The organism is Paenarthrobacter sp. 22069 (assembly GCF_052046035.1).
Classification (GTDB): Bacteria; Actinomycetota; Actinomycetes; order Actinomycetales; family Micrococcaceae; genus Arthrobacter.
Genome location: NZ_JBQEQF010000029.1, coordinates 1 through 12993, shown reverse-complemented (window position 1 = coordinate 12993; position 12993 = coordinate 1). Strand labels below are relative to the sequence as shown.

The following is a 12993-nucleotide window of genomic DNA, read 5'->3' as shown; positions in this document are numbered from 1 at the left end:
GGCGGCACCAGGGCATGGTGGGGTGGGGATGAAACGTTGCGGGACTGCGCCGGCAACGCTGGGAGGTACGACGACGGCGGAGGGGGGACCGCCGTCGTCGTACCGGTTTGGGGTAAAGACGCTTACTTGGTGCGCTTGGAAGGCGCGACCACCTTGATGACCGCGGAGTCATCGGCGGCGGCGAGGCCCTGGGCCTGGCCCAGCAGGTAGAGCTGCTCGGCCGCGGCGGCAACGGGTGCTGCCAGGCCGGCGGCGCGGGTGGCCTTCCCCACGATGCCCATGTCCTTGACGAAGATGTCCAGGCGGGAGAGGACCTCGGCGCCTTCCTCGTTGTAGGCCTCGAGGATGCGGGGGCCGCGGTTGGAGAGCATGAAGGAGCCTGCCGCGCCTGCCTCGAGGGCGGCGAGGGTCTTGGCCTGGTCGAGGCCCAGGGCGTCCGCCAGGGCCAGGGCCTCCGCGGCGGCGGCGATGTGGACGCCGCAGAGGAGCTGGTTGACGGTCTTCAGGGCCTGGCCGTCGCCGGGGTTGTCGCCCACCACGGTGAGGGTGGAGGCGAGCAGGTCCAGGGCGGGGGCGGCCTTCTCGCGGGCTTCCGGGGAAGCGCCGACGACGATCAGCAGGTCGCCTTCGCCGGCGCGCTTGGGTCCGCCGGAGAGGGGGGCGTCCACCAGGTCCACGCCGTATTCGGCCAGCTTGGCCACGGTAGCGGGGATGGCGTCCGTTCCCACGGTGCTGCCGAGGATGACGACGGCACCCGGCTCCAGGACGGAGGCCACGCCGTTCTCGCCGAAGAGGACGTCGTTGAGCTGTTCACCGTTGCGGACGGCCAGGAGGACTGCGTCGGCGCCCTTGGCGGCGTCGCGGGCAGTGCTGAAGGTGGCAATCCCGGCTTCCCGGGCGAGTTCCAGGCGGGGTTCGGCGATGTCGAAGCCGTGGACGGTCAGCTGCGAGGCCAGGCGGGTGGCCATGGGCAGGCCCATGGCGCCCAGGCCCAGGACGGTGACGGTGTAGTTGCTGGTCATGGTGTTTCTCCTTGAAATTTGCTCGGCCCTCGCCGGCGGGGCCGGCCCGTGGAGCCGGTGGGGATTAGAAAGTGCTGCTGAGCTTGCGGGTGACCTGGGCCAGGGAGTCGTCGTCGCCCACGTTGCCGGCGAAGACGATGTAGGGGATGCCCTTGGCGGGGCCATCCACCGGTTCCCAAAGGCTGACGATGCCGGGCAACATGGGTCCGCGGACAATCGCGTGCCGGACTTCCAGGCCGTGGGCTGCCACGTCCGAGGAGGTGATGCCGCCCTTGGCGATGACGAACCGCGGGGGGAAGGTTTTCAGGGTCCGGTTGACCACGTCCACGACGGCGGCGGAGACGGTGCGTGCGATCCGCAGGCTTTCGGCCGGGTCATCGGTCTTGATGAGGAGGCGGCTGGTGTGGACGATGACGTCACCGGTGTGGAGGGCCTCGACGACGGCGTCCACGGTCTGGTCCAGGTGCGCCTTGGCGTCGGTTTCGGTACCGAGGAGCTTCTCGACGTGGATCTCGATGATCCGCGCGGAGCTGTGTTCCGCGGTGAGGACGTTAAGCTGGCGCGTGGTGAGGCCAACGTGCGATCCCACGACGATCAGTCCGCCGGCTTCCGACGGGGTGTTGCCCGCGTAGGCCTCTTCAGCGGTGAGGGCGGTGCGGATTTCCTGGCCGACGCGGCCGCGGACGAACGGCGGGCCAACGCGGTAGAGGAGCTTCTTGCCGCGGCGTTCGGCTTCTTCGAGGCCCAGGGCCAGGGCACGGAAGTCGTTCTCGGTGACGATGTCGGCCACGATGGGAGTGGAGTCGGTGGCCGGCTCGATGGCGTCGGCGATGGCTTTGGCGGAGATGGCCGGGTCCTGGGCGGAGGCGCCGGCGCGGATGATGTTCAGGTCCAGGACGATCACGGAGTCCGCGGGGAACCTGCCCTGCGACTTTTCTGCGATGTAGTCGGCCATGACGGACGTGCTGAAGCCGAAGGAGGCATCCTTGGCGAACTCGGTCTCGGAAACGGGGACCAGGGTGCCTGCGGCGTCGCCGGTGCCTCGCATGTAGTGGACGCCGCCAATGGTGAGGCGGCCGGCGTCGGGGAAGGCGGGGACCAGGACAACGCCATCGGTCTTTTCACCGCTGACCTCTGCAACGGTGGCGGCGATGGTATCCGGTTCCAGGGGGAAGTGGCCGCGGAGGGTGGAGTCGCTGCGGCTGACGAAACCCAGTCGAAGACTGGAACCGGCGGATTCCGGGGATCCTGCCGCGGCCAGCGCGTTGCGGACCACTTCCTCATTGCGGGCTGCGGCTTCTGCCGGATCCAGGCTGCGGGTGTTGGTCAGGACGTACACCGCGGGCTTGCCCTGGGCAAAGGCCCACATGAAGTCCTGGACGTCCCACCGGGTGAGCACGGGCAGGTCAGCCACGGACTGCGTGCCGGTGGGGTCGTCGTCGAGGACTACCAGGACGCGGGGAACCGCAGCGTTGGAAGCGGCCAGCGCGGTGGAAACCAGCCCGGCCGGGATCTCGAGGTCCGCCGGATAGTCGGCCAGCACGTCTGCTTCATACGTCACGATGCACTCCATTGTGTAGCGATCCGGGCTTCCGGATCCAGATATAAAGGTAACTGTAAGATGTCTGACATCTTGCATTTGAATGTTAGTGTGGCACACGGCATAGGGACGCGCAAGTACACTTGTCTGACATATCCGCCGCACTGATGCCGCGGGGGCAGGAATCGGGGGCACAATGGCAAGGAAGTCACTGGTAGGCGTAGTGGCCGACGAATTGCTGGACCGCATCATTGAGGGCGAGTTTCCGCCCGGCTCCACTGTCCCCGGCGAGCACGAACTAAGCGCCCGCCACGAAGTCAGCCGCATGACGGTCCGCGAGGCGATGAAGACGCTGCAGGCCCAGCGCATCCTCAGTGTGGAGCGGGGCCGGGGAACGTTCGTCAATCCCTTGAGCCGCTGGGCGTCCCTGGAAGCCGTGCTTCGCGCCGCATCCGAGGGCAAGAACGACGCCGATGCCTCCATCCAGCTGATCGAACTCCGGCGCATGCTCGAAACCGGCGCCTGCGAGCTTGCCGCCGGGCGGATCACAGAGGAGGACATCACGGCGCTCTTCAACTACGTTTCCGCAATGAAGGCCGCCCACAGCATCAACGACGTCGCGGCCTTCGTGGAGGCGGACCTTGCCTTCCACGACGTCATCCTGCATGCCTCGGGGAACGTCTTCGTGTCAGTTCTGTTTGAACCCCTGCACCGGGTGCTGGAGAAGCGAAGGACTGAAACCTCCGCCGTCCCGGTCATCCAGGAGCACGCCATCGGCCATCACGAAAACATCGCCGAAGCCCTGAAATCCCGCGATGCCGGCAGGGCGCGTGAGGCCATGGACGCCCACATGCAGCAAACCCTGGACGACCTGAAGCAACTGGTGCTCGAGGCCAAATAGCCTGCTCCCCCGCCTGTTTTTGCTTCCGTGCCTAATTGCGGGCGCCTCTGTTCAACCCTCCCGGAGTCCTACTAGGCTTCAGGGACGGCCCGCAACCGGGAGCATCGATGATCACGAGGAGCGAAGTTGTCCAACCACACGTACAGCATTTCTGAAATTGTCGGCACCTCCACCCAGGGCGTGGACGACGCCGTCCGCAACGGCATTGCCAAGGCATCCCAGACCCTCCGGAACCTCGACTGGTTCGAGGTGAAAGAGGTCCGCGGCCACCTGGAGGACGGAAAGATCGCGGACTGGCAGGTCACCATCAAGATCGGCTTCCGGCTGGAAGAGCAGTAGATACAAGCAACCGGCCCGCAGCCAGCGTCGTTGTGACGNTGCTTTAAGTGCGCCTTAGTTTGCCGTTCCCGGGCTGCGCCGCCGCCACACTGTAGGCACGCCGTCGAACGCGGGAAATACATGGCCTTCGAAGAAGGACAGGACCGTGTGCGGGTCCAGGTCAGGGCTCCACAAGCCCGAAGCCGGGCAGTGCGAACCGGTGGCGGTGGAGGCAGTGCCGGCGGACGCCTGGCGTTCCTTCAACAGTGCGATGCGTTTCATCGTTGAGACCATCCTGGTGATAAAAACTGGGCAAAGAAAGCTGATACTCCCACCCTAGGAAACGCCTGCCCCTCCGCCAATGGGCGCATGGCCAGAATGCAGCGACCGCGCTGGACGAATGTACAGAACGAACGGGGGGCCGGGCCTGCTCAGTCCGATCTGCTCAATCCCTTTCGCCCTTGTCGGCCACAGCGGGGGTCCCGCAGTCCAGGTCCACCCCGGGCACCGCTCCGAGGCTGCCGAGGAGGGCCAGCGCGTCTGACGACGGCGACCCAGGCCTGGCGGAGTACACCCGCAGCGTCTGGTCGGGGTCCTCGGGCAGGACGAGGTTTTCAAAGTTCAGTTCCAGGTCCCCCACCGCGGGATGGTGCAGCCGGACGGTACCGGCCGCCCTGGTGGCCACCCGGTGTCCGGCCCACCACTGCCGGAAGTGCTCGCTGTGGACCGCCAGTTCGCCTACGAGATGGTTGGCCTGCGCATCGTTGGGGTGCCGTCCCACGTCCAGCCGGAGCGAGCCCGCCGCTTCCGCGGCCACGGTTTTCCAGTCCCTGAACAGTTCCCGGGCCGCGGGGTCCAGGATGGTCCAGCGCGTCAGGTTACGCTCCGCCGGCGGCAGCGCCGGGAAGTCCGCGAACAGCAGGAACGCCATCCTGTTGCCGGCCAGCACATCGCTCCGCCGACCCAGAACCATCGCGGGCACCTCTCCCACGGCATCGAGGAGCTGGCGCAAGGCCGGGCGGACACCCTGGGCAGTGTTGGCGCCGGGTTCGCGGGGTGCACCTGCGCAGTTCTCCAGGAGGTCCAGCATGTGCGCGTGTTCGCTGCTGTCCAGCCGCAGCGCCCGGGCGACTGCGTCCAGAACGGTTCGTGAGGGATGGATGTTCCGCCCCTGCTCCAGACGGACGTAGTAGTCGGTGCTGACCCCGGCCAGCCGGGCGACTTCCTCGCGCCGCAGCCCCGGGACCCTCCGCGCGCCGGTGCTGGGACCCGTTCCCGCAACCTCCGGACTCAACCGGGACCGCATGGCTTTGAGGAATTTTCCGAACTCGGCGCTTTGACCCATGCAGACCATTCTGCCCGCGATGCCTGCGGCGCTCTACGACGAAAGTAGGACTGGCAGTCCTAGGAAAAACAGGAACAGCTTCCCCTGCTGACTTGGCGGCAAAAAGTGCATAGGCTCAGGAGTGAGCCAGCGGAAACCGCTTTCTCGTTACGTCGAGCAGCCGGCGCCCATCCACGCCAGTCTTCCGTTCCACGCCTCATACCGTTCCAAGGAGCACACCCATGTCAGAGCTGACACTCAACAACGGCGTCACCATCCCGCAGCTTGGCTTCGGCGTCTTCCAGGTCCCGCCGGAGGACACCCAGCGGACCGTGGAGGACGCGCTTGAAGCAGGCTACCGCCACATCGACACCGCTGCCGCCTACCGCAATGAAGCCGGGGTCGGGGCAGCGCTTGCCGCCACCGGCATCCCCCGCGAGGAAATCTTCGTCACCACCAAGCTGCGCAACGGCGAGCAGGGCCGGGCGCAGGAAGCCTTCCAGAACAGCCGCAAGGCACTGGGCCTGGACTTCATCGACCTCTACCTCATCCACTGGCCGGTCCCTTCCCAGGGGCTCTTCGTCCAGGCCTGGAAGGAGATGGAGCGGCTGTACGAGAACAAGGAGATCCGTGCCATCGGCGTCTCCAACTTCCTTTCGGACCACCTGGACACACTGCTGGAATCCGCCCAGACGGTTCCGGCAGTCAACCAGATCGAACTCCACCCGAGCTACCAGCAGGCAGACCTTGCGGCAAAATGCCGGAGCCTGGGCATCGCCGTCGAGGCTTACAGCCCGCTGGGGCAGGGCGGCGACCTCAATGGGAATGCCGTCACCGCCATTGCCCGGGCCCACGACGCCTCCACCGCCCAGGTGGTGCTCGCGTGGCACCTGGCCAACGGAAACATCGTCATCCCCAAGTCTGCCAACCCGGACCGGATCCGGGAGAACTTCGCGGCGTCCGCACTCACCCTGAGCGATGACGAACTTTCCGCCATCACCGCCCTGGAGTCCGGCGCGCGCATCGGGTCCGATCCCGCCGTCGCCTCCTTCACCCAGATGTAGGTTGCCCGCGGGCCAACCTCCGGACCGCCCAACCACCACTGGATACCGGCCAACAACGCAGGCACCTTCCGAAAGGACCTTCCGTGCAGTACACGCATTTGGGCCGCTCCGGCCTTAGAGTTTCCCGTCTTTGCCTGGGCACCATGAACTTCGGTCCGCAGACAGAGGAAGCGGACGCCCAACGCATCATGGACTCCGCCCACGGGTCCGGCATCAACTTCTTCGACACCGCCAACGTGTACGGCGGCGCCGAACACCGCGGCTGGACCGAAGAAATCATCGGACGCTGGTTCGCAAAGGGCGGCGAGCGCCGGGAGCACACCGTCCTGGCCACCAAGCTGTACGGCACCATGACGGACCGGCCCAACGAATCCAAGCTCTCGGCATTGAACATCCGCCGCGCACTCGATGCCAGCCTCAAGCGCCTGCAGACGGACTACATCGATGTGTACCAGTTCCACCACATCGACCGCGATACGCCCTGGGACGAGATCTGGCAGGCCATCGAAGTGGCCGTCCAGCAGGGGAAGGTCCTCTACTCAGGCAGCAGCAACTTCGCCGGCTGGCACATCGCCCAGGCCCAGGAAGCAGCACGCCGCCGGAACTACACCGGCCTCGTCAGCGAGCAGTCCATCTACAACCTGTTCATGCGCCAGGTGGAACTGGAAGTCATTCCGGCGGCCCAGCAGTACGGGCTGGGTCTGATTCCGTGGTCGCCTTTGCAGGGCGGCCTGCTGGGCGGCGTGCTCAAGAAGGAGCGCCAAGGTGTGCGCCGCACCGAGGGCCGCCCCGCCGAAACGCTGAAGAAGCACGAAGACCAGATCCGCCAGTACGAGGACTTCGCCGACGAACTGGGCCACGAGCCCGGCGACGTGGCCCTGGCCTGGCTCCTGCACCAGCCGGCCGTGACAGCCCCGATCGTGGGCCCCCGCACCCAGGAGCAACTCGACGCCGCCATCCGCGCCCTGGACGTCACCCTCGACAGCGACGCACTCAAGCGGCTGGACGACATCTTCCCGGGACACCGCACGGCACCGGAAGACTACGCGTGGTAACCCCACTCGATCTGCCGGACACTGTGGCGCCGAGGAACATCCTCTTCATCGGCGGCACCGGGGTCATCAGCGCGGCGGCGGCAGAACGCGCCGTCGCACTGGGCCACCGGCTGACCATCCTCAACCGGGGCCAGTCCACCAGGCCGGTCCCGGACGGGGCGGAAGTGCTCCACGCGGACGTCCGTGATGCAGCGGCCGTGCGGGAGGTGCTGGGCGGCAGGGAATTCGACGCCGTGGCAGACTTCATCTCCTACACCCCGGACCAGGCGCAAACCAGCATGGACCTGTTCCGGGACCGGGTCGGGCAGTACGTCTTCATCAGCTCCGCCTCCGCGTACCAGAAGCCACCCACCAGGCTTCCCATCCGCGAGTCCACGCCGCTGAAAAACCCGTTTTGGCAGTACTCCCGTGACAAGATCGCGTGCGAGGAGCTGCTGTTCCGGGCCTACCGGGAGGACGACTTCCCGCTGACGGTGATCCGGCCGTCGCACACGTACGACCGCACCAAGATCGCCATGGTGGGCGGCTGGACGGACATCCACCGCATGCGCAGCGGCCTGCCGGTCATGGTCCACGGCGACGGCACCTCCCTGTGGACGCTCACGCACAGCAAGGACTTTGCCAAGGCGTTCGTCGGCCTGCTCGGCAGGCCGCAGGCGGTGGGCGAGAGCTACACCATCACCTCCGACGAGTACCTGCCCTGGAACCAGATCTACCGGCTGTTCGCGAGGGCGGCCGGAGTTCGGGAACCGGAACTGGTCCATGTGGCGTCCGAAACCATCGCCGCCCAGGACCAGGAACTGGGTTCCAACCTCCTGGGTGACCGGTCCCATTCGGTGGTCTTCGACAACACCAAGATCAAGTCCCTGGTCCCGGACTACACCGCCACCATCCCGTTCGCGGACGGCGCCAGGGAAATCGTGGAGTGGTACGACAGCAACCCGCGGCTGCAGCAGGTCAACGAGGCCTACATGCAGCTTTCCGACAAGCTGACCGGCTGGGCGCGGCAGGGCGCCTGAACCCGGCCGCGCGCCGGCCTGCCGCATGCCGGCGGCAGGCCAGCTGCCGGAGGGCGGCTGTGCTACATTTCGGCGCATGACTTCGCCCCCTTCCAGCCGCCCCGCCGATGGGCATCCCGCCGACGGGCCCGTTGCGGCAGCCATTGGCCTCCTGACGAAGCAGGGTTTCGACGCCACGTCGGTCGAGGAACTGGCAGAAGCCTCAGGCATGAGCCGCAGCACGTTCTTCCGCAGGTTCGGGTCCAAGGAGGACGTTGTCTTCGCCGACCACGAGCGGATCCTGCACCAGGTCAATGAACGGCTCGCCGAATCCAGGCTTGAGCCCCTGGCCGCAGTGGCTGACGCGGCGCTGCTGGTCTTCGACCACCATCTGCGGAACCCGCAGACCTCCCGCGCCCGGCACGGGCTTTTGCAGGCAGTTCCGGCACTCCGGGACCGGGAACTGGTGACCTCCCACCGGTACGAGCGGGCGTTCCTGCACTACCTGAATGACAGGCTGCCCCGGAACGGCCGGCGCGAATACAAGGCCGTCGCCTTCGCGGCAGCGGTCGTGGCCGTGCACAACGCCTTCCTGCGGGAGTGGCTGCGGGCCGCTCCCGGGGCCGCGGCGGCCGACCGGCAGCGGTCCACGGCCCTGGCCGCGGAGCTCCATGCTCTGGCGGACACGTTCCGGCCTGCACTCCTGGGCGCCCCGGTTACCGATGCCCCCCAGCCGGCGCCGACCGTCGTCGTCACCGTCCTTCCCGGCCCCGCGGACAAGGACGCCATCGCCCAGGCGGTAAGGGATGCGCTCCCCTAGCCCTACTGCCCGCCATTTGCCCAACTTGGTACCCAGTTTCTTGACCTGGAACTGCGTTTCATTGCATCCTTAGACCGTGTGGTGCAGGCCACACACTACCGGCCCTCCCGCCGCTGCTGATTCGAAGGATGCATATTCATGACGACGACGTCGCCCAGCCTCGCGCCCACCCGCACCGAGGGACCCACTGGCTTCCCTTCCGGCACGGTTGAGCCGGAATACATCCTGACCGAGGCCCTCGGGACGGACCCGGCATCCGTCCTTGCCGGCGTCGGCGACGAGGACCGCGCGTACTGGGACCGCGCCCGCAGCTTTGTCCAGGACGAGGTCCTCCCCGTCATCGACGACTACTGGGAACGCGGCGAGTACCCGCTGCACCTCCTCCAGCGCCTGGGCGAACTGGACCTGCTCCGCGATGGCATTACAGTGGAGGGCTTCGCGCCCATGAGCAGCATGGCTGCCGGCCTGGTGAACATGGAAATCAGCCGGGGCGACGGCTCCGTGGCCACGATGATCGCGGTCCAGGGCGGCCTGGCCCTGCGCTCCGTGGCTGAATGTGGATCCGCGGCGCAGAAGGAACGCTGGCTGCCGGCGATTGCCAAGGGCACGGAATACGCGGCGTTCGCCCTCACGGAGCCTACCCATGGCTCCGATTCGGTGGCACTGGAAACCACGGCAACCCGCACGGACGGCGGGTTCCTGCTCAACGGCGAAAAGAAGTGGATCGGCAACGGCTCGGTGGGCGGCATCAGCGTCGTCTGGGCCCGCGGCGACGACGGCCAAGTCCATGGCTACCTGGTTCCGCAGGACTCCCCCGGCTACACCGCCACGAAAATCGAAGGCAAACTCGCCCTCCGCGCCATCTGGCAGGCCCACATCCGGCTGGAGGACGTCTTCGTCCCCGAAGAAAGCGTCCTGCCGGGTGCACGCAGCTTCAAGGACACGGCCCGGGTCCTGCTGGCGACCCGCCTCGGCGTGGCCTGGTCCGCCGTCGGCCACGCCACTGCCTGCTACGAAACGGCCGTCCAGTACGCCAAGCAGCGAAAGCAGTTCGGCCGGCCGCTGGCCGCGTCCCAAATCGTCCAGGAGCGGCTGGCCCGGATGCTGAGCGAACTGGCCACCATGCAGCTGATGGTGGTGCAGATGACGCGGCTCGATGAGGCGGGGACACTCACTCCGGAGCAGGCGTCGCTGGCCAAATACACCTGCACCAGGACCGCCCGCGGCATCGCCTCCAACGCCCGGGACCTGCTGGGCGGCAACGGCATCCTACTGGAAAACAGGGTGGCCAGGCACCTTGCCGACATCGAAGCCATTCACACCTACGAAGGCACCGAAACCATGCAGGCCCTCATCATCGGCCGCGGCATCACGGGCACCTCCGCCTTCGCCTAAGGGCAATCCCCCACCCGTCCGAGTGCCACCAGCCAACCAAGAAGAAGGCCATGACCACCACCAACTCCACCGACGGCTTCGCCACCATCTCCGTGGCAGCCGTCCTGGCTGAATCAGCAAAACGGACCCCGGACAGCATCGCGCTCGTCGTCGGTGATGACCGGGTCAGCTACGGCGACCTTTGGCGGGAGACGCGTGCCTACGCCGGGGCGTTGCGGTCGCGGGGCATTGGCCCCGGAGACGCCGTCGCCGTCCTGATCCCCAATGTCCCGGACTTCGCCCGGGTGTACTACGCCATCCTGGCGCTCGGCGCGATCGTGGTGCCGGTGCATGCCCTGCTGAAGGGCCGTGAAATCGAATACGTCCTGCAGGACAGCGGCGCCAGGCTCCTAATCTGCGCCGCGCCGCTGCTGGCGGAGGGCACCGCGGGAGCGACGGCCAGCGGCATCGATGTCCTCACCGTGATGGCTCCCGACGACGGCGGGTTGCCCCGGCTGGAAGCGGAGGCGGCCGGCGCCGAGCCGATCCGGACGTATGAACCCTGCCGACCCTCGGACACGGCCACCATCCTGTACACCTCAGGCACCACGGGCAAGCCGAAGGGTGCCCTGGGCACCCACTTCGCGCTGGTGGAGCAGACCAGCGTCCTGCTGACCAGCGTCATGGACTTCAAGCCGGGCGACGTCCTGTTCGGCGGGCTGCCGCTATTCCACACCTTCGGCCAAACAGTGGTCCTCAACACCGGCCTGCGGGCCGGGGCCACCATTGTGCTGATGCCCCGCTTCAACGGTGCGGACGCCCTGAAACTGTTGGCCCGGCACGGCGTCAACATCTTCCTCGGGGTGCCCACCATGTACGTGGCGCTCCTGGAAGCCGCCAAGGCCATACCGGACCGCCCGGCCGCGCTTCGGTATGGCATCTCCGGGGGCGCATCCCTTCCCCTGGCCGTCATGGACCGGTTCCGCGACGTCTTCGGTGTGGAAATCCATGAAGGCTACGGCCTGACCGAGACATCACCGGTTGCCGCTTTCAACCACGTTGGCACGCCGCCGCGGCCCGGCACGATTGGGGTTCCCATCTGGGGAGTCGACATCGAAATCGCACGACCCGAGACGGTGGAAAGCATTGAACTGCTGCCCAACGGCGAACTCGGCGAACTGGTCATCCGCGGGCACCTGCTGATGAAGGGCTATCTCAACCGGCCGGAAGCCACGGCGGAAGCCGTGGTGGACGGGTGGTTCCGGACGGGGGACCTCGGAACCAAGGACGACGACGGCTACCTCACCATCGTGGACCGCAAGAAGGACATGATCATCCGCAATGGATACAACGTCTATCCCCGGGAAGTGGAGGAAGTCCTGCTCACCCATCCCTCGGTGGTCAGCGCCGCCGTCTACGGCGTCCCGGATGAGGTCCACGGCCAGGAGATCGCAGCCGCCATCGTGCTGGACGCGGGCGCCACGGTGACCGAAGCCGAACTGATCGAATTCGCGGCCAACCAGCTCGCAGCGTTCAAGTACCCGCGGGTGGTCAGGATCCTCTCCGAGCTCCCCCTGGGCCCCAGCGGAAAGATCCTCAAGCGGAAGCTGGCTGGCGACGCCAACGGGGGCTAGGGCGTGTCTCCTAAACCCGGGTTGGTTAAGCCGGGATGCTTGATGAGTGTCTCGTACTTCTGTTTTGACTGATGGGCAGTGGGCCCGCATCCAGCCGTTGCTACCGTCCTCTGATGGTCGTCGGGGCCGTCCTTTTCGGGACGACCGCCGGGTGGTCGAGGGCATCATTTACCGGTATCGGTGCGGAATCGCGTGGCGGGATGTGCCTGGCGAGTTCGGTCCGTGGCAGACGATTTGGAAGCGTCACCGCCGCTATAGCGGTGACGGAACTTGGGACAGCATTCTGGCGGCTTTGCTGACGGTTGCGGACTCTCAGGGTGAAGTGGACTGGTCGGTCTCGGTCGATTCGACGGTGAACCGTGCCCACCAGCACGGCACGAACCTTCCCCGCACCACAGGGGGCCGGCTCGAATTACATGAATCTGTGTGCTGAACCGGACGACCATGCCATTGGCCGGTCGCGCGGCGGGCTGAGTACCAAGATCCACGCCCTGGTTGATGGCAAAGGCAGGCCCCTAGTTCTGCTGGTCGCGCCGGGACAGGGCGGCGATGCGCCGATGTTCGCCCACCTGATGAACCAGTTGAAGGTCAACCGGGCCGGTCCGGGCAGGCCACGTACCCGCCCGGACCGGGTTCGTGGAGACAAGGCCTACTCATCGAGGGCCATCCGAACCCAGCTCCGGGATCGAGGCATCGTCGCTGTCATCCCGCAACCATCCGACCAGATCGGCCACCGCAAGCGACGAGGATCCACCGGAGGCAGGCCTCCGGCCTTCGACAAAGAGGACTACAAAGGCCGGAACGTCGTCGAACGGAACTTCAACATCTTCAAGCAATGGCGTGCCCTGGCGACCCGCTACGACAAACTCGCCCTGACCTACCGCGGCGGAGCCGTTCTCCGGGCAATCAGCATCTGGCTGACAGCTTTAGGAGACACGCCCTA

General features: G+C 66.6%; 13 protein-coding genes. 9 read left to right on the top strand and 4 right to left on the bottom strand.

Annotated elements, in window-relative coordinates; all coding sequences use genetic code 11:
- Positions 1–122 precede the first annotated feature (122 nt).
- A complete protein-coding gene (locus ACTJK0_RS18940) occupies positions 123–1022 on the bottom strand; it encodes an NAD(P)-dependent oxidoreductase (protein WP_440746215.1) in 900 nt (299 codons plus the stop codon).
- 64 nt (positions 1023–1086) lie between these two features.
- Positions 1087–2583, bottom strand: a complete 1497-nt coding sequence (locus ACTJK0_RS18935) for a four-carbon acid sugar kinase family protein (protein ID WP_440746214.1) — start codon at positions 2581–2583, stop codon at positions 1087–1089.
- 175 nt (positions 2584–2758) lie between these two features.
- On the opposite strand from ACTJK0_RS18935, the gene ACTJK0_RS18930 reads away from it, so the two are divergent.
- Together ACTJK0_RS18930 and ACTJK0_RS18925 are read left to right on the top strand one after the other, a co-directional pair.
- Positions 2759–3463, top strand: coding sequence for a FadR/GntR family transcriptional regulator (locus tag ACTJK0_RS18930; protein ID WP_440746213.1), 705 nt, complete (start codon positions 2759–2761; stop codon positions 3461–3463).
- Positions 3464–3589: 126 nt separating this feature from the next.
- On the top strand, positions 3590–3802 hold the full coding sequence (locus tag ACTJK0_RS18925) for a dodecin (protein ID WP_440746212.1): 213 nt from the start codon (positions 3590–3592) through the stop codon (positions 3800–3802).
- A gap of 54 nt (positions 3803–3856) precedes the next feature.
- On the opposite strand, the gene ACTJK0_RS18920 is transcribed toward ACTJK0_RS18925, so the two are convergent.
- Together ACTJK0_RS18920 and ACTJK0_RS18915 are read right to left on the bottom strand one after the other, a co-directional pair.
- Positions 3857–4063, bottom strand: a complete 207-nt coding sequence (locus ACTJK0_RS18920; protein ID WP_043451888.1) for a hypothetical protein — start codon at positions 4061–4063, stop codon at positions 3857–3859.
- Between the two features lie 163 nt (positions 4064–4226).
- The gene (locus ACTJK0_RS18915) at positions 4227–5126 is read right to left on the bottom strand and encodes a helix-turn-helix domain-containing protein (RefSeq protein ID WP_440746211.1); all 900 of its coding nucleotides are present in this window, start codon (positions 5124–5126) and stop codon (positions 4227–4229) included.
- A 221-nt stretch (positions 5127–5347) separates the two neighbouring features.
- Here ACTJK0_RS18915 and ACTJK0_RS18910 point away from each other — a divergent pair, with 221 nt between their 5' ends.
- From ACTJK0_RS18910 to ACTJK0_RS18880, 7 genes are all read left to right on the top strand, one after another.
- Positions 5348–6169 (top strand): aldo/keto reductase, encoded by an 822-nt coding sequence (locus tag ACTJK0_RS18910; RefSeq protein WP_440746210.1) that lies wholly within the window; start codon positions 5348–5350, stop codon positions 6167–6169.
- Positions 6170–6252: 83 nt separating this feature from the next.
- Positions 6253–7224 carry an aldo/keto reductase gene (locus ACTJK0_RS18905; protein ID WP_440746209.1) on the top strand — a complete coding sequence of 324 codons (972 nt, stop codon included), beginning with the start codon at positions 6253–6255 and terminating at the stop codon, positions 7222–7224.
- Complete coding sequence (locus ACTJK0_RS18900) at positions 7218–8243, top strand: NAD-dependent epimerase/dehydratase family protein (RefSeq protein ID WP_110542478.1); 1026 nt, start codon at positions 7218–7220, stop codon at positions 8241–8243. The genes ACTJK0_RS18905 and ACTJK0_RS18900 overlap by 7 nt, the downstream gene beginning before the upstream one ends.
- A gap of 76 nt (positions 8244–8319) precedes the next feature.
- A complete protein-coding gene (locus ACTJK0_RS18895; protein ID WP_110542477.1) occupies positions 8320–9042 on the top strand; it encodes a TetR/AcrR family transcriptional regulator in 723 nt (240 codons plus the stop codon).
- A 138-nt stretch (positions 9043–9180) separates the two neighbouring features.
- Positions 9181–10437, top strand: a complete 1257-nt coding sequence (locus ACTJK0_RS18890) for an acyl-CoA dehydrogenase family protein (RefSeq protein WP_110542476.1) — start codon at positions 9181–9183, stop codon at positions 10435–10437.
- A 50-nt stretch (positions 10438–10487) separates the two neighbouring features.
- A complete protein-coding gene (locus ACTJK0_RS18885; protein WP_110542475.1) occupies positions 10488–12050 on the top strand; it encodes a long-chain-fatty-acid--CoA ligase in 1563 nt (520 codons plus the stop codon).
- Between the two features lie 46 nt (positions 12051–12096).
- Positions 12097–12993, top strand: a protein-coding gene (locus tag ACTJK0_RS18880) for an IS5 family transposase (protein ID WP_440744999.1) whose coding sequence is annotated in 2 segments (ribosomal slippage) — positions 12097–12447 and positions 12449–12993 — 896 coding nt annotated over the 2 segments. Because the reading frame shifts where the segments join, the coding sequence is not laid out codon by codon here. This gene is flagged as partial in the annotation.